The following is a 23,347-nucleotide window of genomic DNA, read 5'->3' on the forward strand; positions in this document are numbered from 1 at the left end:
GGGCGCGCTGATGAGGATTTCTCTTCACACCCGTCAGACTCAGCACGGCATGGTGTTGCTGGTCAGTCTGGTCTTCCTGCTGTTGTTGACCCTGATTGGTTTGTCGTCGATGCAGAGCGCCAACCTGCAGGAAAAAATGGCCGGCAGCGTGAGTCTGCGCAATCAATCGTTCCAGACTGCCGAGGCGGCGTTGCGGATTGGCGAAAGTGCGGTGCAACTGGACAGTTATTCGCTGGCCGTGTGCAGCGGTCTCACGCAATGCGCGCCGCCAGCGGAGTCATCAGTGGTCAGCGCGGCGGGGTTCAACTCGACCTCCGGGGTGACCTGGATCGCCGCCGGCAATGGTTTCTATGGTGTGCAGAATATCGGCACCACGCTCACGGCGGTGAACGTACCGAGCAATACCTCGGCGACGTTGTATCGGGTTACAGCGGTCGGCATCGCCGGTACTTCGCGTAGCGTGGTGGAGAGTGTTTATGCGAAGTATTGAGCGCTGCACATCGCTGGTGATCGGCATGCTGTTGAGTGTTTACCTCGCTGCGCCGGCCTATGCGTTCACGCCTTCCGATTCACCGCTGTTGAGTGCGGCGGCGGTGCCCCCCAACGTCATGCTGCTGATCGACGATTCGGGGAGTATGAACAGCATCATTTATGCGTCCGGATTCGATCCGACGGTTGATCGCACACCGGCGCGGCAGTGCAATGCGTTTCTCGGGTTATGCACCCCTCTGAACGCGCCAACGATCACTGGCGATCCTGTGTTTTTATCAAGCCTTCCGACCTCCGGGTGTTCGGGTGGCGCGTACGCGTTTTACAACAACAGTGTCGCGCCACTGTGTCTGAAACTGCCAGACCCTGTGGGTGGCGGCAACACGCGATATACAGGCGACTACATTTCCTACGTCGTCAGTCTGGCCATCAACAATGGCACACGCGATTTCACCACTGGGGCGATTCCCAACGACTACCGAATCAACGTCGCGCGTAACGTGTCGACGGCGCTGGTCACCAGCAATCGCACTTTGCGTATTGGCCTGTCGACTTTCAACCCGGTCACCAACAACGACTCTGGTAATGGCGGTTATATCGCCCGCTCGATCAGCGACTTGGCGCCGGTGTCCGGGAGCGTCACGCAGGCGCAGGCAGACACCAACTACAACGCGCTGATCTCATCGATCAATGGTTTGAGTGCCGTGGCCAACACGCCGTTGGCAGAAACCTACTATGAAATCACCCGCTATATGCGCGGCATGGCGCCGTACTACAACAGCGCGCCCGCGACCTATACCAGTCCGATCCAGTACCGCTGCCAGAAAAATTATGGCGTGGTGATAACCGATGGCTTGCCGACCTTCGACCGTACCTTTCCGAGCAACGACCCATTGGGCGGCAGCCGGTTACCGAACTGGGACGGTGTCAGCAATGACGGCAACAACCTCTATGGCGACAAAGAAGGGGATACGTTGTATCTGGATGATATCGCCAAGTTCGCCTTCGATATCGACATGCGCTCGACCGGTACCGACGCGGCGGGCAAGAGTTGGAACGCGGTGGATTTTCCCAAGCAGAATATGAACACCTATACCGTGGGCTTCACCGCCGACAACGACATGCTGTCGGACGCGGCCAGTTACGGGCAGGGCAGGTATTACCAGGCGACTGACAGCACCGGGCTCAACGCCGCGTTGTCGTCGGCGTTGAGTGATATCACTTCAAAGGCCGGTTCCGGCGGTAGTGGTGTCACCAGCGGCACCACACTGGCGAGCGGCTCCAGTTACTTTCAGACCAGTTACGACCCCAAGGACTGGCGCGGCACGATCAAGTCCTTCGGCTTCAATGCATCCGGAGCGGTGAATACCTCTGCGGTGCTCTGGACCACTGACACCACTATCGTACCGAGTGCGATCGCACCGACCTATCAGTCGTGGAACACTACAAGCAACGCCGCGGTTGCGCTGGCCTATGGTAATTTTTCCGCGCCCCAGCAGACGACACTCAGCCATGGCCTGCCCACCGGTATTACCGGTAGTGATCTGGTGGAGTGGAGCAAAGGCACCAACAAGACCGGGCTCAAAGTGCGTAGCGTGTTGCTCGGCGACATCATCAACTCGCCGTTGGTGCTGGCCTCACCGACGGACAAGACAGCCTCCGATCTGTCGGGCGACACCACGTACACCGCTTACCTGACCACCAAAGCGGCAAACATGAATGCCAGTCTGGTGGTGAACGCCAACGACGGTTTCGTCAACGTCATCAACTCGGGCAACGGCAGCCGTCGTTACGCTTATATGCCTTCCAGCGTATTACCGTCGCTGCGGCTGATTGCCGATCCGAACTACTTCAACGGCGTCAGCCACAAGTTTCTGGTCGACGGCCAGGTCGGGGTGTATGACGCCCAGCTCAATAGCGCATGGAAAACCCTGGCCATCGGCGGAACCGGTGCCGGAGGCAAGACGTTCTACGCGCTGCAACTGTTTGACGCTTCGGCGGGTAACGTTTTGCGCGCATTGTGGGAAGTCAGTGCGCCGGCGACTGCAAGCACCGCCAACGCTTTCAATGATCTGGGTTACGCCTACGCACGCCCGGAAGTGGCACGCTTGGCCGATGGTCGCTGGGCTGCTTTCATTGCCAATGGCTACGGCAGCAACTCCGGCGTGGCGGCGTTGTATGTGCTGGACGTACGTGATGGGTCGCTGATCAAGAAAATCGTCATCGACAGTACCGAAACCACTAATGGTTTGTCCTCGGTGAAACTCAAGGTCAACTCACAGAACGTCGTGCAGGCCGCTTATGGCGGTGATTTGAAAGGGCGCTTATGGAAGTTCGACTTGAGCGCGACCTCGACGGACAGTTGGGGTTTAGCGTTTTCCGGCAAGCCGTTATTCACCACGGCGGGCGGGGCGACTCAACCGATCACCGCGCAACCGCTACTGGCGGACAACGCGCTTGGCGGCAAACAGATTTTCGTCGGTACCGGTAAATTCAACGAGACGGCTGACAAAACCAACAAGGATTTGCAGGCGTTCTATTCGGTGTGGGATGCCGATGGCGGCTCCGGAAACATCACTGTTGGCAGTTTGCAGGCGCAGGCGGTGACTGGCGTGTTCTCCGGCAATACCGGGCAGTTTGTGACAACTACCCAGAACGACACGACCTATCCGGGAGAGAAGGGCTGGTACCTGCCCTTGGTGTATAACAACGCGCTGATCGGTGAGCGCGTGATCAATCAGGCCAGTCTGGTGCTTGGGCGAATCGTCTTCACCACCGCCAGCGTCGATACCACCGATCCCTGTTCCAGTTTCGGAACCGGCAAAGTGGCCGAACTCGATGCGTTCAGCGGTAAGATGCTCAACTATGCGGTGTTCGATACCAACGGGGATGGAGTGGTTGACAGCAGCGACACGATTTCCAGTGGTGTGATATTTACCGGTGGCATTCCGACCCTGAACGCCATCGTCAACGGCGCAACACGCAAAATTGTTAACGATTCCAGCGGTAACATCACCACCCTGGTGGAAAAGGGCGGCGGTGGCAGCCGTCGTATCATGTGGCGACAAATACAGTAAGTGAGAGTTTGAGGCATGCGCAGATTCAACCGAGGCTTCACCCTGATCGAAATCATGATCGTGATTGCGATCATCGGGATCGTCATCACCATCGCCGCACCGAGCTATACCGAGTACCTGAAAAAGGGCCGCCGCGCCGAAGTGGTGTCGCTGCTCTCGGAGCAGGCGCAGAGCCTCGAACGCTTCTACACCAAGAACAATGTCTACACCGGTATCTCCGGACTCAGCACGGGCAATGATTTCTACACCCTAACCCCGACCATCGCTGACCAGACCTTCCTGCTGACCGCTACCCGCAAAACGGGTACCTCCATGGCCACCGACAAGTGCGGGGATTTCACCCTGAGCAACACCGGTGTTCGCAGCATGAACAACGCGACCACCGGGCTGACCACCAAGGATTGCTGGGGCCGCTGAGGCGCTTTCTTTCGGGTGCCTTTTGCGCCCACTGTCTTTTTTACGGTTGGATCAAACATGACCAGGCAACAGCAAGTGGTGATTGTCGGTGGCGGGGTGATTGGCCTGTTGAACGCCTACAACCTCGCCTCCGAAGTGCGTAGTGTGGTGCTGCTCGATCGTTCGAGCCTCGGCCAGGAATCGTCCTGGGCGGGCGGCGGTATCGTTTCGCCGCTGTATCCGTGGCGCTATAGCCCGGCGGTTACCGCGCTGGCGCATTGGTCGCAGGATTTTTATCCACAGCTCGGCGAGCGTTTGTTTGCCGACACTGGCGTTGATCCTGAAGTGCACACCACCGGCCTGTACTGGCTGGATCTGGACGATGAAGCCGAAGCGCTGGCCTGGGCCAAGCGGGAAAATCGCCCGTTGCGGGCTGTGGATATCTCGGCGGCGCATGATGCGGTGCCAGTGCTCGGTGGTGGTTTCTCCCGGGCGATCTACATGGCGGATGTCGCCAACGTGCGCAATCCGCGCTTGGTCAAGTCACTGAAAGCGGCGTTGCAGGCACTGCCGAACGTGACCATTCACGAACAATGCGAAGTCAGCGGGTTTGTCCGCGAGGGTGAGCAGGTTGTTGGCGTCGAGACGTCGAAGGGTGTGATCAACGGTGATCAGGTCGTGCTGACTGCTGGGGCGTGGAGCGGTGATCTGCTCAAGACGCTGGACCTGGCGCTGCCGGTCGAGCCAGTCAAAGGCCAGATGATTCTCTACAAGTGTGCGGCGGATTTCCTGCCTAGCATGGTATTGGCCAAGGGCCGTTACGCGATTCCGCGTCGCGACGGGCATATCCTGATCGGCAGCACGCTGGAGCACGAAGGCTACGACAAGACCCCGACCGACGTTGCACTGGAAAGTCTCAAGGCTTCGGCGGTGGAGTTGTTACCGGCGCTGGCGGATGCCGAGGTAGTCGGGCACTGGGCGGGGTTGCGTCCGGGCTCGCCGGAGGGGATTCCCTACATTGGCCGGGTGCCGGGGGTTGCCGGGTTGTGGTTGAACTGCGGGCACTACCGCAATGGGCTGGTGCTGGCGCCGGCGTCGTGTCAGTTGTTTGCTGATGTGATGCTGGGAAGGGCGCCGATTATTGATCCGACGCCGTATGCGCCGGAAGGCCGCATTTAGTCTGATATTTCTCTGTAGCCTGGCAGACCGCTTTCGCGAGCGGGCTCGCTCCCACAGTTGATCTTTGTCGATCACAAAATCCAATGTTGGAGCGAGCCTGCTCGCGAAGGGGCCCTCAATCCAGACCGAGTTTCTTCAGCCGATAGCGCATTGACCGAAACGAAAGACTCAACCGCTGCGCCGCCGCCGTACGATTCCAGCGTGTTTCTTCCAGCGCCTGCAAGATCAGCTTCCGCTCGACGTTCTCCAGATAATCTTCCAGATTGTCGATCTGGGTCAGATCGGCAATCCCGCCATCCGCTGCGCAGTTTCCTTCACTCAGACGCAAATCCTGCGCCTCGATCGTGCGGTTTTCACACAAGGTGTGCGCCCGTTCGAGAACGTTCTCCAACTCCCGCACATTCCCCGGAAACCGGTAATTCTTCAGCGCTTCCAACGCCTGCGGATGCAAGCGTGCTGCCGGTTGGCCGGTATCCTTGGCCAGGCGCTTGAGCATGTTGGCCGCAAGCACTTCAATGTCATCACGGCGCTCGCGCAAGGGCGGCACGCGCAATTCGATCACGTTCAAGCGGTAATACAGGTCCTGACGAAAACGCTCGGCCGCGACTTCGGCATCGAGATCCTTGTGGGTGGCGCAAAGAATCCGCACATCGACCACGCTTTCCTGCTGACCGCCGACACTGCGCACGGCTTTTTCCTGAATCGCCCGCAGCAGTTTTACTTGCATCGACAACGGCAAGTCCGCCACTTCATCAAGAAACAACGTGCCGCCATTGGCGGCCTGAAACAACCCGGGCTTGTCTTCGACCGCGCCAGTGAAACTGCCTTTGCGATGGCCGAAAAACTCGCTTTCCATCAGTTCCGAGGGGATTGCTCCACAGTTCACCGGCACGAACGGCTGGCCGGCGCGTGGCCCCTGTTCATGAATCAGGCGCGCAACCAGTTCCTTGCCACTGCCCGATTCGCCACTGATGTACACCGGCGCCTGACTGCGAGCGAGTTTGTCGATTTGCTTGCGCAGATTGCGCATCGGCGGTGAATCGCCGAGCAAGCGTCGATCTATGGAGGTAAAGCTGCCTCCCGCCGCAGGCATGCGCAGGGCCGTGCCGACCAGTTCGCGCAAGCGGGTAAGGTCCACCGGTTTGGTGAGGAAGTCGAAGGCACCGGCTTTCAAGGCGTTGATTGCCGTTTCCAGGCTGCCATAGGCCGTAATCATCGCCACCGGCAGTTGTGGATAACGTTGCTGAATATTCTGCACCAGCTCCAGCCCCGTACCGTCGGGCAAGCGCATGTCTGTCAGGCACAGGTCGAAGCTCTCGCGGTTCAGCAGTGCCTGCGCTTCAGCCAGATTGCGCGCGCTGTAGGTGTCGAGTTTCATCCGTCCCAGGGTGATTTCCAGGAGTTCGCGGATATCCGGTTCGTCGTCGACGATGAGGATTTTTTGCCGTGGGCTCGTATTCAACTTTGTTTCCGTCCGTGAGCAAAGGTGATGCGAAAGCAGCCGCCGCCTTGGCGTGATTGAAAGTCTAGGCGCGCTTGGTTGCTTTCGCACAGCTCACGGGACAGATAAAGCCCAAGGCCGGTGCCCTGGCTGCTGGTGGTGAAGAACGGTTCGAACAGATGTGTCTGTTCATCGGGTGGTACGCCGGGGCCGTTGTCCTGCACTTCGAGGACCGCCAATTGGCTGTCGGGATCACTAAACAGGGCCAGCCAGACTTCGGCTTGATCATGCAGCATGGCGCTGTGGCGCCAGCCATTGCGTAACAGATTGTCGAGAATCTGCGTGAGCTGATTGGGGTCCATCAGCGTGGTGAAGTCCCCTGAATTGATCCGCAGATGAATCTGCTGGCGCTCGCTGGCTTGTTCACGGCTTTCGGCGACGAAGTTTTCCAGCCACGGCTTGAGATCCAGCCGTTGTGGCGCGCTCTGCTGGCGGCGGGACAGTTGCAGGACGTTTTCGATGACTCGGTTCATGCGCTGGGAGTGATCTTGAATAATCTGCGTCAGACGCCGATCGGCGCTATCGAGTTCCTCGGATTCAGCCAATAGCTGCGCGGCGTGACTGATGGCACCGAGCGGATTGCGGATCTCGTGGGCGATGCCGGCGGTCAAGCGGCCGAGTGCGGCAAGTTTCAGTTGCTGCGCTTGCTGGGCGATTTGCGCCAGGTCTTCGAGAAACACCAGGGTTTGCTGGTTGGGGCTCTGTTCAAGGGCAATGAAACTCGGTTGCAGCTCCAGGCCATTGCCGGGGATTTTCAGGCTCTGCGGGCGCAAGGTCGGGTTGTTCATCCACAGTTGCAGGCGATCGACCAGCGCCGTCGAATAGTCATCGATCAGATGCCCCTGAAGATGAGATTGCGCGAGCAGGGATTGCGCGCTGTGGTTGGCCAATTGCACCCGCCGCTCCTCATCGAGCACCAGAATACCGGTGCGCATGCGTTGCAGGATCAGCGCGTTGAGGGCTTCGAGGCCGACCACTTCACTGGCACGCTGCTCGGCAAGGGTTTCGCTGACTTCGAGGCGGCGGATCAACCCCTGCACCAGCAACGACGCGGCAAAACACAGCGCACCGAGGGTGCCGGCTTGCAGGTATTCATTGGCATTCAGCGGATGGTTGAAACTCAGCAGGAAACTCGAACCGACGATGCCCAGCGCACCGATGGCGGCGATCAACAGCCCGATGCGCCGCCGTAGCAGGGTGTTGCTGATCGCCACCGAGACAATCAGCAAATTGCCCAGCGCGCTGCCGACGCCGCCCGCCGCAAAGAACAAAGCGCATAAAAGCAGGACATCAACGAGGGCCAGACTGAACAGTTGCGCTGGCCGTCGGGTGTTCTCAAGGAACACCACCAACAGAATGTTGAGGATCAGATACAGCCAGCTGCCACCGCGCAGCAATTCGTCGTTGGCTGACGTCAGCAGGCGGTTGTCCATGTTGCTGGAGATCAGCAGCACCAGGGTGATGCCGACGCTTAAACGGTAAAGATGATAAAGGCGCAGCAGGCGCTGCGCCTGTTTGCTGTCGGCGCTGGTGGCCTCAGCGATCACTGGCACCCGGGCCTTGCTCAAGGTGAGCCTGGCTGCAATACCACTGTTGTTGCACGCTTAGCGCGCGGTCGCGCGGTAGATGCACGCCGCAATGGGCGCAGCGCACCATCGGTGGCGCGTCCTGTTCGCGAGGGGCGCGATTGGATTGATTGGACGCGGCAGGCGCCTTGAATTTACGCCACAACCATATCGCGGCGAAAATCACGACGATCCAGAACAATAAACGAAGCATGATGAGCGGCTTTTTGACTGATGATCCGGCAGTTTAGCCAAGGACCTGACAAGCGCACAGCCTAATAAAGCGCGGGCATGAAAAAGGGAGATCCGCAGATCTCCCTTTTCTGTACCGTCAGTGTGATCAGTCGAACACGCCGAAAGTCATGTAGCTGAACCACGAGCGGTCGGTGTTGCTCGACTCAGGCTCTGGCTCTTCGATCACGTCGCCGTTTTCGTCTTTAGGCTTGAGCTCGTTCGGGATCGCGTCTTTCGCGTCCTGGAACTGCTTCTGCACGTCCTGGTTGGCGCGGGTTTCGCCCGGCGGCAGCGGTGGACGCGACTCGATCAGACCCAGAGTCGCCTTGCTCAGGAACGAGCGGTTGTCGGCTTCGGCAACCCGTGGCACGAACTGACCGTCCTGCAGGCTCGGGTGGTTCGGGTAGTTGAGCTTCAGGGTTTCCAGGCTGGTGTTGGCCAGTTCGTCCAGGTGCAGACGCTGGTAAGCCTCAGTCATCACCGCCAGGCCGTCGCCGACCGATGGGGTTTCCTGGAAGTTTTCCACTACATAACGGCCACGGTTGGCAGCGGCTACATAAGCCTGACGGGTCAGGTAGTAGTCGGCCACGTGGATTTCGTAGGCCGCCAGCAGATTGCGCAGGTAGATCATGCGCTGCTTGGCGTCCGGCGCGTAGCGGCTGTTCGGGTAGCGGCTGGTCAGCTGGGCGAACTCGTTGTACGAGTCGCGCGCGGCGCCCGGGTCACGCTTGGTCATGTCCAGCGGCAGGAAGCGCGCCAGCAGGCCGACGTCCTGGTCGAAAGAAGTCAGACCTTTCAGGTAGTACGCGTAATCCACGTTGGGGTGCTGCGGATGCAAACGAATGAAACGCTCGGCAGCGGATTTTGCAGCTTCCGGCTCGGCGTTCTTATAGTTGGCGTAGATCAGCTCCAGCTGTGCCTGATCGGCGTAGCGACCGAACGGATAACGCGACTCCAGAGCCTTCAGCTTGGCTGTGGCGCTGGTGTAGCTGTTGTTGCCCAGGTCAGTCTGAGCCTGCTGATACAGCTCGGCTTCGCTGAGGTTTTCGTCTACGACTTCCTTCGATGAGCAAGCAGCGGTCAATGCGAGGATGGCGATCAGCAGCAGGTGTTTCACTTGCATGGCGGCTTGCGTCCCTATGACGGCCGCTGTCTTGGGCGGGGCCGTCCTGTTATGATGAGCGCCCCGTTGAAAAGCCTCGGGGCAAAAGACGCCGTATTTAACCACAAGCGCGCAGCCGAAACCAAAAGCTGTGCCGACGCACAGTCAGAGCATGTCCGATAAAATTGAACTTCGCGCAGAGGTGCCGTCCGAATTGGGCGGCCAACGCCTCGATCAAGTCGCTGCCCAACTCTTCGCTGAGCACTCTCGCTCGCGCCTTTCCGCCTGGATCAAAGAGGGTCGCCTGACTGTGGACGGGGCGGTCATCCGCCCTCGCGACATCGTGCATGGCGGTGCCATCCTTGAGTTGACTGCCGAGCAGGAAGCCCAGGGCGAATGGATCGCCCAGGACATCGAGCTCGACATCGTCTATGAAGACGACGACATTCTGGTGATCAACAAGCCTGCGGGCCTGGTGGTGCACCCGGCTGCCGGTCACGCCGATGGCACCTTGCTTAACGCCTTGCTGCACCACGTGCCGGACATCATCAATGTCCCGCGTGCCGGCATCGTGCATCGTCTGGACAAGGACACCACCGGTCTGATGGTGGTGGCCAAGACCATTCAGGCGCAGACCAAACTGGTTACTCAGTTGCAGAGTCGCAGTGTCAGCCGCATCTATGAGTGCATCGTGATCGGTGTCGTGACCGCCGGGGGCAAGATCAACGCCCCGATCGGTCGTCACGGCCAGCAGCGTCAGCGCATGGCGGTGATGGAAGGCGGCAAGCCTGCCGTCAGCCACTACCGCGTGCTGGAGCGCTTCCGCTCGCACACCCACGTACGGGTGAAGCTGGAAACCGGTCGTACTCACCAGATTCGCGTACACATGTCGCACATCAACTTCCCGTTGGTCGGCGATCCGGCGTATGGCGGCCGTTTCCGCATTCCGCCAGCCGCGAACCCGACGATGGTTGAATCGCTCAAGCACTTCCCGCGCCAGGCCCTGCACGCGCGCTTCCTTGAGCTGGATCATCCGACGACCGGTGAACGCATGAGCTGGGAATCGCCGCTGCCGGAAGATTTCGTCTGGCTGCTGACCCTGCTCAAGCAGGATCGCGAGGCATTCGTCGGATGAACTGGCTGACGCCGGACTGGCCTGCGCCGGCCAGCGTCAAAGCCTGCGTCACCAGTCGCGAGGGTGGCGTCAGCGAGGCGCCGTTCGATAGCCTCAATCTGGGCGATCATGTCGATGATCGTCCAGAGGCCGTTGCCGAAAACCGTCGGCGCCTGACTGAACACTTCTCTATACAGCCTGCCTGGTTGCAGCAAGTGCACGGGATTGCCGTGGCTCATGCTGATCCGGGCATTGTCGCGACTGCAGATGCCAGTTGGACGACAACCCCCGGAATTGCCTGCACGGCGATGACGGCGGATTGTCTGCCGGCATTGTTCTGCGATCGTGCCGGCACGCGTGTGGCAGCGGCCCATGCCGGTTGGCGTGGTCTGGCGGCGGGCGTGCTGGAAGCGACGCTCGACAGTCTCGATGTTCCGGCGGGAGAGGTGCTGGTCTGGCTCGGTCCGGCCATTGGCCCGCAAGCCTTTGAAGTCGGCCCGGAAGTGCGGGAAGTCTTCATCAATCAATTGCCCGCAGCGGCAGAAGCCTTCGTGCCGAGCGACAACGCCGGCAAGTTCATGGCTGACATTTATAAGCTGGCGCGCCTGCGTCTGGCTGAACGTGGTGTTACCGATGTTTATGGCGGCGGTTTCTGCACCGTGACCGATCCACGCTTCTTCTCTTATCGCCGTGCGTCACGCACCGGTCGCTTTGCCTCCCTTATCTGGCTCACCCGCTAGACTTGCCTGACCTGAATCAACCCTCTGACGCTTGAATCTCCCAGAATCGACCGCATCTACAGTGGTATCTGGCAGGTTTCTTTATTCAGGATGGTTTTTAGGTCCGGCCTGCTCAAAAGGAAGGTGACTTATGCGAATAGACCGTTTAACCAGCAAATTACAGTTGGCCTTGTCCGACGCCCAGTCGTTGGCTGTCGGCCACGATCATCCGGCGATTGAGCCGGCGCACTTGATGCAAGCCATGCTTGAACAGCAGGGTGGTTCTATCAAACCTCTGCTGATGCAGGTGGGCTTCGACGTCAACAGCTTGCGCAAAGAGCTGACCAAAGAGCTCGATCAATTACCGAAAATCCAGAACCCGACCGGTGACGTCAACATGTCGCAGGATCTGGCGCGCCTGCTCAATCAGGCTGACCGTCTGGCCCAGCAGAAGGGCGACCAGTTCATTTCCAGCGAATTGGTGCTACTTGCGGCGATGGACGAGAACAGCAAGCTCGGCAAGTTGCTGCTCGGTCAGGGCGTGAGCAAGAAAGCCCTGGAAAACGCGATCAACAACCTGCGTGGCGGCGAAGCGGTAAACGACGCCAATCACGAGGAGTCGCGGCAGGCGTTGGATAAATACACCGTCGACCTGACCAAGCGCGCCGAAGACGGCAAGCTTGATCCGGTGATCGGTCGTGACGACGAAATCCGTCGCACCATTCAGGTTCTGCAACGCCGCACCAAGAACAACCCGGTGCTGATCGGCGAACCTGGCGTGGGTAAAACCGCGATTGCCGAAGGTCTGGCCCAACGCATCATCAACGGCGAAGTGCCAGACGGCCTTAAAGGCAAGCGTTTGCTCTCGCTGGACATGGGCGCGCTGATTGCCGGTGCCAAGTATCGCGGTGAGTTCGAAGAACGCCTGAAATCGCTGCTCAACGAACTGTCGAAGCAGGAAGGGCAGATCATTCTGTTCATCGACGAACTGCACACCATGGTCGGCGCCGGTAAAGGCGAAGGCTCGATGGACGCCGGCAACATGCTCAAGCCAGCACTGGCGCGCGGCGAGTTGCATTGCGTCGGCGCGACCACGCTGAACGAGTACCGCCAATATATAGAGAAGGACGCGGCGCTCGAGCGACGCTTCCAGAAAGTGCTGGTGGATGAGCCGAGCGAAGAAGACACCATCGCCATCCTGCGCGGCCTCAAGGAGCGTTACGAGGTTCACCACAAGGTGGCGATCACCGACGGCGCGATCATCGCCGCGGCCAAGCTCAGCCATCGCTACATCACTGACCGGCAGCTGCCGGACAAGGCCATCGACCTGATCGACGAGGCGGCTAGCCGCATCCGCATGGAAATCGACTCCAAGCCGGAAGTGCTCGATCGTCTGGAGCGTCGCCTGATTCAGTTGAAGGTAGAATCTCAGGCGCTGAAGAAGGAAAGCGACGAAGCGGCGATGAAACGTCTGGAGAAACTCCAGGAAGAAATCGTCCGACTGGAACGCGAGTATTCCGATCTGGAAGAAATCTGGAACTCGGAAAAAGCCGAGGTGCAGGGTTCTGCGCAGATTCAGCAGAAGATCGAGCAGTCGCGCCAGGAACTGGAAGCGGCACGCCGTAAAGGCGACCTCAACCGTATGGCTGAATTGCAGTATGGGGTAATCCCTGATCTGGAACGCAGCCTGCAAATGGTCGATCAGCACGGCAAGAGCGAGAACCAGTTGCTGCGCAGCAAGGTGACTGAGGAAGAGATTGCCGAAGTTGTGTCGAAGTGGACCGGCATTCCGGTGTCGAAAATGCTCGAAGGCGAGCGCGACAAGCTGATGAAAATGGAAAGCCTGTTGCACAAACGGGTGATTGGTCAGGAAGAAGCCGTGGTCGCCGTGGCCAATGCGGTACGACGTTCACGTGCCGGGTTGTCCGATCCGAATCGTCCGAGCGGCTCGTTCATGTTCCTCGGCCCGACCGGTGTCGGTAAAACCGAGCTGTGCAAGGCGCTGGCTGAATTCCTCTTTGATACGGAAGAGGCGATGGTGCGGATCGACATGTCCGAGTTCATGGAGAAACATTCCGTGGCTCGCTTGATCGGTGCGCCACCGGGATACGTCGGTTACGAAGAAGGCGGTTACCTGACCGAGGCCGTGCGTCGCAAGCCTTATTCGGTGATCCTGCTGGACGAAGTCGAGAAGGCGCACCCGGATGTGTTCAACATCTTGCTGCAAGTGCTTGAGGATGGTCGCCTGACCGACAGCCATGGCCGCACGGTGGACTTCCGCAATACCGTGATCGTCATGACCTCGAACCTCGGCTCTGTGCAGATTCAGGAGCTGGTCGGTGATCGCGAGGCTCAGCGTGCTGCAGTCATGGATGCGCTGACGTCGCACTTCCGTCCGGAGTTCATCAACCGGGTCGACGAGGTGGTGATCTTCGAGCCTTTGGCGCGGGATCAGATCGCGGGCATTACCGAGATCCAGTTGGGCCGTCTGCGCAGCCGTCTGGCCGAGCGCGAGCTGAAGCTGGAGCTCAGCCCGGAAGCGATGGACAAGCTGATCGCGGTGGGTTACGACCCGGTGTATGGCGCACGTCCTTTGAAACGGGCGATTCAGCGCTGGATCGAAAACCCGTTGGCACAGCTAATCCTCTCGGGTCACTTCATGCCAGGCGAAACGGCGACCGGCAAGGTCGAGAACGACGAAATCGTTTTCAACTGAGTCCAAACGCCAATGAAAAAAGGAGGGCCCCACATTGTGGGGCCTTTTTTTTCGTTAGGCTGTTGAACTCAAAGGAAAAGGCTTGTAAAGTGCGCCCCGCAGTCAGTCGCCAAGACGGTCTCAGCTCACTGAGTTGAAATCTGAAATAAGTTGCAAATCATTAACTTGAAAGCAATTTAGGGGGTTGACAGAGGTGTTCTAGGTTGTAGAATAGCGCGCCTCAGACACACGAACGCAGCGATGCGAACGAGTGACTAGATGCAGTAAGTTTCACCGTTGTAAATTGAAATATGTAGTTCCGTGATAGCTCAGTCGGTAGAGCAAATGACTGTTAATCATTGGGTCCCAGGTTCGAGTCCTGGTCACGGAGCCAATTTCAAACCGGGGTATAGCGCAGTCCGGTAGCGCGCCTGCTTTGGGAGCAGGATGTCAGGAGTTCGAATCCCCTTACCCCGACCATTTTTGGGTCGTTAGCTCAGTTGGTAGAGCAGTTGGCTTTTAACCAATTGGTCGTAGGTTCGAATCCCACACGACCCACCATTTTTGAAACCAGTTAACGCTGGGATCGAATCTTAAGATCAGAGGCCAAAAGCGCTGATCGAAGAAGGCGATCTTTGAAAGGTCGCCTTTTTTTTACCGGGGTATAGCGCAGTCCGGTAGCGCGCCTGCTTTGGGAGCAGGATGTCAGGAGTTCGAATCCCCTTACCCCGACCATATTAAAAATCCTCGTATCGAAAGATACGGGGATTTTTTTTGTCCGACAAAAACTCATTTCCCCTTCAAGTCATCATACAACCTGCCGATAGCCCGCTAACACGAGGGGACTGCCATGGCTTCGCCCCTTGAATCTGGCCAATACAAGAATAAGGGCGTTCGTCATGTTGCTTCGTCAGTTGAATATTGCTCCCCGGGCGGCTCTGGGGTTCGCCCTGATCGCGGTGTTGGTGGCCTTGCTCGGCGTTTTTGCGCTGGGGCAGATGTCGAGCATTCGCGACAGTGAAGTCGCGGTGGAAAATCAGTGGCTGCCGAGCATTCGTGGCGGCGACGAGATTCGCGAGATCATGCTGCGTATCCGCACCATCTCGTTGCGCATGGCGCTGGATCAGGACACGAACAATATCGCCACCTACCGCAGCCAGATGGACACCCGCGACAAGGAACTGAGCGAGAAAATCGCCGCTTACGACAAACTGGTCAACACCCCGGAAGGCCAGCAGCTATACGACCAGTTCAAAAAGACCTTCGCCGCGTATCGCAGTGGCATCGCCCAATCCTTCGCCCTCGCCGAGCAAGGCAAGCGTGATGAGCTGACCAAATTGTTGCTGGTCGACATGAAAACCGTCGTCGATGGCTCCGGAAAGCAACTCAACGACCTGGCGGACCTGTTTGCCAAACAGGTCGCGGCTGAAAGTCAGAAGTCCGCTGCTCACTACGAAAACTCGCGCACGATCGTCAGCTTGTTCATTGCTTTGGCCGCGCTGGCCACGGTGGCACTGGCGATGATGCTCACGCGCAGTATCGTTCGTCCGCTGAGCAGTGCCGTGAGCGCCGCAGAAAGTGTCGCGCAGGGCGATCTGACCCGGCCAATCGAAACCCATGGCAACGATGAAGTCAGTCGCTTGCTCAAGGCTCTGGCGACCATGCAGCAGAACCTGCGTGAGACGCTGAAAGGCATCAGCGGTTCGGCCACGCAACTGGCGACCGCTGCTGATGAACTCAATGCAGTGACACTCGACAGCACACAGGGTTTGCAACAACAGAACAACGAAATCGAACAGGCTGCGACGGCTGTTAATCAGATGACGGCCGCAGTGGAAGAGGTCGCACGCAATGCGGTGTCGACGTCTGACGCGACCCGTCAATCCAGCGAGTCGGCGCATCTGGGCCAGGTGCGGGTCAGTGAGACCGCCACGGCCATCAATGCTCTGGCCAGCGATGTGCAACAGACCGGTGAGTTGGTGCAATCACTGGCCAACCAGTCGCAGGACATCGGCAAAGTGCTGGACGTGATTCGGGCGATTGCCGAGCAGACCAACCTGCTGGCGCTCAACGCGGCGATTGAAGCGGCGCGGGCCGGTGAGAGCGGCCGAGGCTTTGCCGTAGTCGCTGATGAAGTGCGGGCGCTGGCTTATCGCACGCAGCAATCGACGCAGGAGATCGAGCAGATGGTCCAGGGCATGCGCAGCGGTTCGAGCCTGGCGCTGGATTCGATGCAGGCCAGCACGGCGCGGGCGACGACCACGCTGGCGTTGGCTGAGCGTGCCGGTGAGGCGCTGCAAACCATTACCGCGTCGGTGCATGAGATCCATGAGCGCAATCTGGTCATTGCCAGCGCTGCGGAAGAACAAGCGCAAGTCGCGCGGGAAGTTGATCGCAACCTGGTGAATATCCGTGATTTGTCAGTACGTTCTGCCGCTGGCGCTAACCAGACCAGTGCCTCCAGCCATGAGTTGTCGCAACTGGCCAACGCCTTGCAGGGCATGGTGCGGCGCTTCCAGTTGTAAAACGGCAGACATGAAAAAGCCGCGTTTCTCTCAGGAGAAGCGCGGCTTGGTTTTTTCCGCTGATCAGGCGCCGTCTTGGTCTTTCAGGTGTTCGAACAGGCCTTTCGGCATCTTCTTGCCATTGGCTTCAAAGTTGGCCTTCACGTTGTTGTAGGCCTCCTGCTCGTCGATGAAACCATCATGGTTGGTGTCGATCTTGTCGAAGTCGGACTTTGGCGCGACTTTGAGGAATTCAGCGCGGGAGACCTTGCCGTCACCATCGCTGTCAGTCTTGGCCATCGAAGCATCGCCACATTTGCCTTCACCGCATTTGCCTTCCGGCGCTTTCACCGAGGTTTCCGCCGAGGCGACCATGTACCCCTGCGCCAGTGGTTGAGCGGCAAACACCGAACCGGACAACATCAGACCGCCAGCCAGTGCGGCGCCGATCAGGCCAATGGATTTTTTACCGAGGGTCGAAGTACGGGACATTTGGATTCTCCTGGGCTGCAAAACGCAACCACACGTTAAAGACGCAAGCCTGAGCAGGTGTTGCTCGGGTGTGGCCATTAGGCGGTGGCGGTGTATCGCGACTGTGTCGCCAGGCGGGGAGTTTGTAAGCGAAGGTTAGATATTACGGACGCAGATACATTACGAGACAGAATCACAAATCAAATGTAGGAGTGAGCCTGCTCGCGATAGCGGTGTATCAGACAGCATCGTTGTCGTTTGACACACCGCTATCGCGAGCAGGCTCACTCCTACAAGGTTTTTTAGTGCAGTTTCAGACGCGGTTCAGTGCCACGGCCGATCTTGCTGCCCAGCATCAGCATCGCCGTGCGGAACGGCCCATACAGCGCCATCTGGTGCATGCGATACAGCGACACGTAAAACATCCGCGCCAGCCAGCCTTCGAGCATCACGCTGCCGGTCAGGTTGCCCATCAAGTTACCCACAGCCGAAAAACGCGACAGCGAGATCAGCGAGCCGTAGTCGGTGTACTTGTACTCCGGCAGGGCCTTGCCTTCGATGCGCAATTTCAGCGACTTGGCCAGCAGCGAGGCCTGTTGGTGCGCGGCTTGCGCCCGGGGCGGCACGTTGCGATCGGTGCCCGGTTGCGGGCACGCGGCGCAATCGCCAAAGGCGAAGATGTTCTCGTCACGGGTGGTTTGCAGGGTCGGCAACACTTGCAGCTGATTGATGCGGTTGGTTTCCAGGCCGTCGATGTCCTTGAGGAAACCCGGTGCGCGAATGCCCGCCGCCCAGACTTTCAGGCTGGCCTTGATCTCGTTGCCGTCGGCGGTGATCAGGCTGTCGGCGGTCACTTCGCTGACCGAAGCGTTGGTCATCACATTGACCCCGAGTTTTTCCAGGGTCTTGTGCACCGGCCCGCTGATGCGCTCCGGCAGGGCAGGCAACACCCGTGGCCCGGCTTCGATCAGGGTGATGTGCATGTTTTCCGGTTTGATCCGGTCCAGACCATAAGCGGCCAACTCATGCGCAGCGTTATGCAGCTCTGCCGCAAGCTCGACACCGGTCGCACCGGCACCGACGATGGCCACGCTGATCTGCTCGACCACATCGGTTTGCCCGGCATGTGCACGCAGATAGTGATTCAGCAATTGCTGATGGAAGCGCTCGGCTTGCTTGCGGGTGTCGAGGAACAGGCAGTGCTGCGCCGCGCCCTGAGTGCCAAAATCGTTGGTGGTGCTGCCGACGCTGATTACCAGCGAGTCGTATTGCACTTCACGTGCAGGCACCAGTTCTACGCCGTTTTCGTCGTAGGTCGCCGCCAGTTGAATTTTCTTCTGCGCACGATCGAGCCCGCTCATGCGCCCTAGCTGGAACTCGAAGTGGTTCCATTTTGCCTGGGCAACATAGTTGAGTTCGTCTTCGGAGGAGTTCAGCGATCCGGCAGCCACTTCGTGCAACAGCGGTTTCCAGATGTGCGTCAGGTTGGCGTCGACCAGCATCACACTGGCCGTGCCGCGCTTGCCCAGAGTCTTACCCAGACGGGTAGCCAACTCCAGACCGCCGGCGCCGCCGCCGACAATAACAATACGATGGGACATGGGGATAACTCGCAAGGTTTTTAAAGGAAATCGGTGCGGTTACCCAAGCGAGCGCGAGGCTGCTCATAGCGTCAGGTAACTGATAAATCGGCTCAACAGGCCCAGACCAATGGTCACTGCCAGCACCAGCACGAGGAGCATCCACGGCCGGAAAGGCCGGCGCTCGACTCGGTGTTGGGACAGTTGCAGGTACTCTTCGACATGTTTCTGGTCTTCGGGGTTCAGGCGGCTGGTCATATTTGCCTCGTCAGGTAGACGTTGCTGAATGGGCAGAAGCTACAGCGGTTTTTATCCGGGGTTGAACGCAGCATAGCCGCTGTCCGGAACCGGCTCGACGCTTACACGGTCTTCGAGGCGAATGATCCCGCTTTGTAACACCCGCGCGGTAATTCCGCCATGCCCGCGCACCGCTTGAAAGGTGCCCGGGCCGAGGTTGTTCTGCAGCCGTGCGCAGGGCTGACACCAGCCCGTGGTTTCGAATATTGCCTGACCGATGCGAAAGCGCCGACCCTTGAGGCTAAACAAATTGATACCGCTGATAACGAGATTGCGCCGCAGATCTTCAGGCCTGACTGGTTGATCGTGCGGTCGGCCCATCAATGCGCTGATTACCGCGAGGTGTTCCCACTGGATCAGGGTCACCTGCCGTGCGTTGCGCACACCGGGGCGGGCGTGATCGCCGGTCAGTCCAGCTTCAAGTCGAGCTTCCACGGCATCGAGTTCGATCATCGGCCCACGGGATTCCGGACGCACGCCGATCCAGCGCACACACCCAGTCTGTGGCACATCGGCAATCAATTGCTGCAGCGGCGTCACAGGCTGATTCCCACATCAAAAACAATGCTGCGACCGAGGTTGCTACGCAGGAAGTCCGGTGCGTCCGGGTGAGCGAACAGCACACGGGCGAAGGTCGGGCCGACGAGGGACAGCGAGCGCCAGCCTTGGCGCAGATATTCAGTGGGCGGGGGGAAATGGCTGTTCAGATCCAGCACCTCACGTTTAAGACTGGCGAAGGCGATGATATCCAATTCGCCCAGATCCATACCGCGTTCCTTGTAGTTGTGCGCCTTCTTGCGCAAGGTCGGTGCCAGTCGCAGCAGGAATTCATTGGCCGGAATGCGCTTGGGCTTGGCCTCACGGCGCACCAGTTGGCTGAGAGAGAAGGCGCTGCGTCGTCGCTGCAGTTCATCGCGCCATTCGTCGTTGAGTCGGCGCCCCTCGTCGAGCACGAAGAACACCTCGAAATTGGCGTCGCGAAACAGCACATCCGGCGGTTCGCCGGCCGGCGCGAATTCGTCGGCGCGGTAGGGAATATTCAAGCCTTGCAGCAGGCGTTGGCAGACCCAACGCTCACGCTCCCATTTGCGGGCATTGGACAGAAAGGCGTTGGCTTGCTCGGCCGCGATGGTCAGCAGGCGTAAATAATCTGAGTCATCCATAGGCCCAAGCTTAGCGTTCAAATGCGACAAGCAGAAAGCGTTACGCGGCAAAGTGCATCAGTGGGCAGTGGAGAAGGGCGGTGTAGACTCATGGCAATCGACTATTTACGCCAAACCGTGAGGACTCATCGTGAAATTTCGCTGGCTGCTGCTGTTTGCTGTTCTTCCGCTGTTTGCCCATGCACTCGAACCCGGCGAGCGTCTGGCTCCCTGGACGTTGCTCGACCAGTACGAGCAGCCCTTCACCCTCGACAACAGCACCACCACGTTGCTGGTGGCGCGCGATATGGACGGCGCCAAGCTGATCAAAGAAGCGTTGAAGGATCAGCCCAAGGGCTATCTGGAGGCGCGCCACGCGGTATTCGTTGCCGATATCCAGCGCATGCCAGCGCTGATTGCCAGAATGTTTGCCGTACCGGCCATGCGCGACTACCACTACCGGGTCATGCTTGATCGAGAAGGCCGGGTCGCGTCGCGCTATCCCGGCGCAGAAGGCCAGGTGTTGTGGTTGCAATTGAAGGACGGTCGATTGCTCTCGCAACGTGAGTACGCCAACGCGAGCGAACTGCGCGAGGCACTGGAGAAGGCGCGCCCATGATCGGCGTCGAGGTGCTGGCAAATGAAAGTCTGCTGCTGGGCTGGCTGATTTATCTGCCGGTGCTGCTCTGGGCGATCGTACGGGCGCCGTGGGTCGAGTTGTTCAGCGACAGCCGGCGTCAGCATCTGCTGTTCGGCACCGTGTTTGCGTTGTTTCTGTTGTGGTTGATGCGCAGGGATTTCGACACGGGCGTGTCGTATCACTTCCTCGGCATGACGGCGGTAACGCTGTTGCTGGACTGGCCGCTGGCGATCGTCGGCGGGCTGGTGGCGCAAATCGGCCTGGTGCTGCTCGGGCGTCAGGATCTCGCGGCGATGGGGGTCAATGGTGCTTTGTTCATTTTGCTGCCGGTGCTGGTCACCGAGTGCGTGGCAATCCTCGTCGAGCGTGCTCAACCGCGCAATCCGTTTGTGTACATTTTCTGTTCCGGATTCTTTGCCGCCGCGTTGTCGGCCTTGTTGTGCCTGATCCTCAGTCTGACGCTGCTGTGGTACGACGGCCTATTCGCCATGCCGGAATGGCTGGAAGACTTTATCGGTTACGTGTGGCTGATCATTTTCCCCGAAGCGTTCATCAACGGCATGATCATCAGTGCGCTGGTGGTATTCAGCCCGGAATGGCTGGAAACCTTCAACCGCACGCGCTACCTCTCGGCGCCGTGGAAGGACGACGACCCGAAGTCTTGATCCACATCAAACCCGCCACGCGCGGGAAATTTCATGCTCGCGCAAATCCCTTCAGGAGCAGCGGCATGAGCGTTTACGAGTGGGCAAGACAGGAGACCCGGCAGAGTCTGGACATGGCGCAGGAGGTGGGCTTTGACCCGGGGTTGAGTTTGCGTGCCTTGCTCAGTGCGGTGGTGCAGCAGAGCAAGGCTGTGCGCAACGCCGAAGACCTGGCCGACGAGTTGCGCTTTCTCGCGGAAAACCTCGACGACGATCAGGACTACGGCTTTATGCGGCCCTGATCGGGATCAGTGGCGCGGATCGAAATCGCCGGAAAACAGTTCGTCCTCGGCATCCGGAGCGACCGGAATCTTGTGTTCTTCCGACGCCCAGGCGCCGAGGTCGATCAGTTTGCAGCGATCGGAACAGAACGGCCGAAACTTGTTTTCGGGGGTGAATTCCACGGGGGCGCCGCAGGTCGGGCATTCAACGGTGGGGATCTGGCTCATGCTTGGCCTCCGGATAAAGTCAGGTAAAAGTGATGCAGACGCTCGACTTCGCTGTGCAACCAGGCGAGGTCGCGGTCATTGACCACCACGTCGTCGGCACGGCTCACACGGTCTTCGCGGCTCGACTGAGCCTTGAGGATCGCTTGAACCTGCTGTTCGCTGGTCTGGTCACGCTGCAAGGTGCGTTCGATCTGCAATTGTTGCGGGGCGTCGATCACCAGGATGCGCTGGGTCATCGCGTATTGCCCGGATTCGATCAACAGCGGCGAAACCAGAATCGCGTAAGGCGATTTTGCCAGCGCCAGATGATGAGCGATTTCCTCGGCGATCAACGGATGCAGCAGGGCTTCGAGCCAGCGGCGTTGCTCCGGTACTTCGAAGATCAGTTTGCGCAGGGCGGCGCGGTCCAGTGTGCCATCGGCCTGCAATACGCCGGGGCCGAAGTGCTCGGCAATCTTTGCCAGGGCGGGACGGCCCGGCTCAACCACCCAGCGCGCCGCGTGATCGGCATCCACCACGTGGATACCCAGATCAATGAAGTGCTGGGCCGCCGCGCTTTTGCCGCTGCCGATGCCGCCGGTGAGGCCGAGAATCCAGGGTTTTTCCACAGGGGTATTCATTTCAAACCGACAAACTGCCAATAGAAGTCGGTTATTTGACCACCCCAGAGCAAGGCAATCCAGCCGGCAATTGCCAGCCAGGGGCCGAAGGGGATCGGCGTGGATGTTTTCTCATTGCGCAAGCGCAGTAAAACCACCCCGATAATGGCGCCCACCAGCGATGACAGAAGGATGGTCAGCGGTAGAATCTGCCAGCCGCCCCACGCGCCGAGCAGCGCCAGCAACTTGAAATCCCCGTGACCGATGCCGTCCTTGCCGGTCAGCAGTTTGAACAGCCAGAACACCGACCACAACGCCATGTAACCGGCCACTGCGCCCCACAGCGCATCGTGCAACGGCACGAACAGGCCGAAGCTGTTGACGATCAACCCCAGCCACAGCAGCGGCAGCACCAGCACATCGGGCAGCAGTTGATGTTCGGTGTCGATCAGACTCATCGCCAGCAAACCCCAGGTGAGGACGATCAGCAGGCACGCCGGCCAACCGAAACCGAAGTGCCAGGCGATGAAGGCCGAGAGCAACCCACAGGCCAGTTCGGTCAGCGGATAACGTTTGCTGATCGGCGCTGCGCACGCCGAACAGCGCCCGCGCAGCCACAGATAACTGAGCAGGGGAATGTTTTCCCACGGGCGGATCCGATGGGCGCAATGTGGGCATTCGGAGTGCGGCAGCATCAAATTGTAGGTGGGCTGAGGCGTCTCGCCGGGCAAACCGAGCACGTCGTGGGCCTGCTGGCGCCAGTCACGTTCGAGCATTTTCGGCAGACGCCAGATCAGCACGTTGAGAAAGCTGCCGACCACCAGACCGAGCAGCAGGGCGGTGAAGACAAAGGCCAGCGGATACAGGGCAAACAGTTCGTCGATAGGCAT

23 protein-coding genes and 4 tRNA genes are annotated in these 23,347 nt (G+C 59.1%); 15 read left to right on the forward strand and 12 right to left on the reverse strand.

The window, feature by feature from the left end:
* Positions 1 to 10 precede the first annotated feature (10 nt).
* From ACOYXJ_RS13775 to thiO, 4 genes are read left to right on the forward strand one after another with little or no spacing between them, the layout of a single operon-like run.
* Positions 11 to 490 carry a pilus assembly PilX family protein gene (locus tag ACOYXJ_RS13775; RefSeq protein WP_460369954.1) on the forward strand — a complete coding sequence of 160 codons (480 nt, stop codon included), beginning with the start codon at positions 11 to 13 and terminating at the stop codon, positions 488 to 490.
* Positions 477 to 3,566: a pilus assembly protein gene (locus ACOYXJ_RS13780; RefSeq protein WP_460369956.1), complete on the forward strand. Its 3,090-nt coding sequence runs from the start codon at positions 477 to 479 to the stop codon at positions 3,564 to 3,566. The genes ACOYXJ_RS13775 and ACOYXJ_RS13780 overlap by 14 nt, the downstream gene beginning before the upstream one ends.
* A gap of 15 nt (positions 3,567 to 3,581) precedes the next feature.
* Positions 3,582 to 3,983, forward strand: coding sequence for a type IV pilin protein (locus ACOYXJ_RS13785; protein ID WP_460369958.1), 402 nt, complete (start codon positions 3,582 to 3,584; stop codon positions 3,981 to 3,983).
* 57 nt (positions 3,984 to 4,040) lie between these two features.
* On the forward strand, positions 4,041 to 5,141 hold the full coding sequence (gene thiO / locus ACOYXJ_RS13790) for a glycine oxidase ThiO (protein ID WP_460369960.1): 1,101 nt from the start codon (positions 4,041 to 4,043) through the stop codon (positions 5,139 to 5,141).
* Positions 5,142 to 5,256: 115 nt separating this feature from the next.
* On the opposite strand, the gene ACOYXJ_RS13795 is transcribed toward thiO, so the two are convergent.
* The 4 genes from ACOYXJ_RS13795 to ACOYXJ_RS13810 form a co-directional block, all read right to left on the reverse strand.
* Entirely contained in the window at positions 5,257 to 6,603 is a 1,347-nt protein-coding gene (locus tag ACOYXJ_RS13795; protein ID WP_460369962.1) for a sigma-54-dependent transcriptional regulator, read from the reverse strand.
* Entirely contained in the window at positions 6,600 to 8,189 is a 1,590-nt protein-coding gene (locus ACOYXJ_RS13800; protein ID WP_150794064.1) for an ATP-binding protein, read from the reverse strand. Before ACOYXJ_RS13800 ends, ACOYXJ_RS13795 begins: the two co-directional genes overlap by 4 nt.
* Positions 8,179 to 8,421 (reverse strand): PP0621 family protein, encoded by a 243-nt coding sequence (locus tag ACOYXJ_RS13805; RefSeq protein WP_038361669.1) that lies wholly within the window; start codon positions 8,419 to 8,421, stop codon positions 8,179 to 8,181. The genes ACOYXJ_RS13800 and ACOYXJ_RS13805 overlap by 11 nt, the downstream gene beginning before the upstream one ends.
* A 126-nt stretch (positions 8,422 to 8,547) precedes the next feature.
* Positions 8,548 to 9,564, reverse strand: a complete 1,017-nt coding sequence (locus tag ACOYXJ_RS13810; protein ID WP_460369964.1) for an outer membrane protein assembly factor BamD — start codon at positions 9,562 to 9,564, stop codon at positions 8,548 to 8,550.
* 151 nt (positions 9,565 to 9,715) lie between these two features.
* Between ACOYXJ_RS13810 and rluD the strand changes: the two genes are divergently transcribed.
* From rluD to ACOYXJ_RS13850, 8 genes are all read left to right on the forward strand, one after another.
* Entirely contained in the window at positions 9,716 to 10,678 is a 963-nt protein-coding gene (gene rluD / locus ACOYXJ_RS13815; RefSeq protein ID WP_016986220.1) for a 23S rRNA pseudouridine(1911/1915/1917) synthase RluD, read from the forward strand.
* On the forward strand, positions 10,675 to 11,397 hold the full coding sequence (gene pgeF / locus ACOYXJ_RS13820) for a peptidoglycan editing factor PgeF (RefSeq protein ID WP_460369966.1): 723 nt from the start codon (positions 10,675 to 10,677) through the stop codon (positions 11,395 to 11,397). The genes rluD and pgeF overlap by 4 nt, the downstream gene beginning before the upstream one ends.
* 130 nt (positions 11,398 to 11,527) lie before the next feature.
* Positions 11,528 to 14,092, forward strand: coding sequence for an ATP-dependent chaperone ClpB (clpB, locus tag ACOYXJ_RS13825; protein WP_460369968.1), 2,565 nt, complete (start codon positions 11,528 to 11,530; stop codon positions 14,090 to 14,092).
* A gap of 297 nt (positions 14,093 to 14,389) precedes the next feature.
* Positions 14,390 to 14,465, forward strand: a tRNA-Asn gene (locus tag ACOYXJ_RS13830).
* A gap of 9 nt (positions 14,466 to 14,474) precedes the next feature.
* Positions 14,475 to 14,551 (forward strand) — tRNA-Pro (locus tag ACOYXJ_RS13835).
* Positions 14,552 to 14,556: 5 nt separating this feature from the next.
* A tRNA-Lys gene (locus tag ACOYXJ_RS13840) sits at positions 14,557 to 14,632 on the forward strand.
* A 97-nt stretch (positions 14,633 to 14,729) separates the two neighbouring features.
* Positions 14,730 to 14,806: transfer RNA gene (locus ACOYXJ_RS13845), tRNA-Pro, on the forward strand.
* Between the two features lie 164 nt (positions 14,807 to 14,970).
* On the forward strand, positions 14,971 to 16,596 hold the full coding sequence (locus ACOYXJ_RS13850; RefSeq protein ID WP_460369970.1) for a methyl-accepting chemotaxis protein: 1,626 nt from the start codon (positions 14,971 to 14,973) through the stop codon (positions 16,594 to 16,596).
* Positions 16,597 to 16,659: 63 nt separating this feature from the next.
* Here the strand turns inward: ACOYXJ_RS13850 and ACOYXJ_RS13855 are convergent, their stop codons facing one another.
* The 5 genes from ACOYXJ_RS13855 to ACOYXJ_RS13875 all read right to left on the reverse strand — a co-directional run bounded on the left by ACOYXJ_RS13855 (position 16,660) and on the right by ACOYXJ_RS13875 (position 20,086).
* On the reverse strand, positions 16,660 to 17,067 hold the full coding sequence (locus ACOYXJ_RS13855) for an HvfA family oxazolone/thioamide-modified RiPP metallophore (RefSeq protein ID WP_016986236.1): 408 nt from the start codon (positions 17,065 to 17,067) through the stop codon (positions 16,660 to 16,662).
* Positions 17,068 to 17,348: 281 nt separating this feature from the next.
* A complete protein-coding gene (locus ACOYXJ_RS13860; protein ID WP_150794034.1) occupies positions 17,349 to 18,647 on the reverse strand; it encodes an NAD(P)/FAD-dependent oxidoreductase in 1,299 nt (432 codons plus the stop codon).
* Between the two features lie 63 nt (positions 18,648 to 18,710).
* Positions 18,711 to 18,884, reverse strand: coding sequence for a DUF3094 domain-containing protein (locus ACOYXJ_RS13865; RefSeq protein WP_007909875.1), 174 nt, complete (start codon positions 18,882 to 18,884; stop codon positions 18,711 to 18,713).
* A 51-nt stretch (positions 18,885 to 18,935) separates the two neighbouring features.
* Entirely contained in the window at positions 18,936 to 19,463 is a 528-nt protein-coding gene (locus ACOYXJ_RS13870) for an MOSC domain-containing protein (protein ID WP_095121770.1), read from the reverse strand.
* Positions 19,460 to 20,086 (reverse strand): DUF1780 domain-containing protein, encoded by a 627-nt coding sequence (locus ACOYXJ_RS13875; protein ID WP_007909887.1) that lies wholly within the window; start codon positions 20,084 to 20,086, stop codon positions 19,460 to 19,462. Before ACOYXJ_RS13875 ends, ACOYXJ_RS13870 begins: the two co-directional genes overlap by 4 nt.
* A gap of 130 nt (positions 20,087 to 20,216) precedes the next feature.
* Between ACOYXJ_RS13875 and ACOYXJ_RS13880 the strand changes: the two genes are divergently transcribed.
* The 3 genes from ACOYXJ_RS13880 to ACOYXJ_RS13890 all read left to right on the forward strand — a co-directional run bounded on the left by ACOYXJ_RS13880 (position 20,217) and on the right by ACOYXJ_RS13890 (position 21,651).
* Positions 20,217 to 20,684, forward strand: coding sequence for an FAD/FMN-containing dehydrogenase (locus ACOYXJ_RS13880; RefSeq protein ID WP_460369974.1), 468 nt, complete (start codon positions 20,217 to 20,219; stop codon positions 20,682 to 20,684).
* Entirely contained in the window at positions 20,681 to 21,370 is a 690-nt protein-coding gene (locus ACOYXJ_RS13885) for an energy-coupling factor ABC transporter permease (RefSeq protein ID WP_150794037.1), read from the forward strand. The genes ACOYXJ_RS13880 and ACOYXJ_RS13885 overlap by 4 nt, the downstream gene beginning before the upstream one ends.
* A gap of 65 nt (positions 21,371 to 21,435) precedes the next feature.
* A complete protein-coding gene (locus tag ACOYXJ_RS13890; RefSeq protein WP_007909901.1) occupies positions 21,436 to 21,651 on the forward strand; it encodes a hypothetical protein in 216 nt (71 codons plus the stop codon).
* A 6-nt stretch (positions 21,652 to 21,657) separates the two neighbouring features.
* Here ACOYXJ_RS13890 and yacG read toward each other — a convergent pair whose 3' ends face one another.
* From yacG to ACOYXJ_RS13905, 3 genes are read right to left on the reverse strand one after another with little or no spacing between them, the layout of a single operon-like run.
* On the reverse strand, positions 21,658 to 21,858 hold the full coding sequence (yacG, locus tag ACOYXJ_RS13895; protein ID WP_007959585.1) for a DNA gyrase inhibitor YacG: 201 nt from the start codon (positions 21,856 to 21,858) through the stop codon (positions 21,658 to 21,660).
* Complete coding sequence (gene coaE / locus ACOYXJ_RS13900) at positions 21,855 to 22,478, reverse strand: dephospho-CoA kinase (RefSeq protein WP_095121774.1); 624 nt, start codon at positions 22,476 to 22,478, stop codon at positions 21,855 to 21,857. Before coaE ends, yacG begins: the two co-directional genes overlap by 4 nt.
* Complete coding sequence (locus ACOYXJ_RS13905) at positions 22,475 to 23,347, reverse strand: prepilin peptidase (protein WP_150794038.1); 873 nt, start codon at positions 23,345 to 23,347, stop codon at positions 22,475 to 22,477. Before ACOYXJ_RS13905 ends, coaE begins: the two co-directional genes overlap by 4 nt.

Source organism: Pseudomonas sp. Tul2A7 (genome assembly GCF_054790505.1).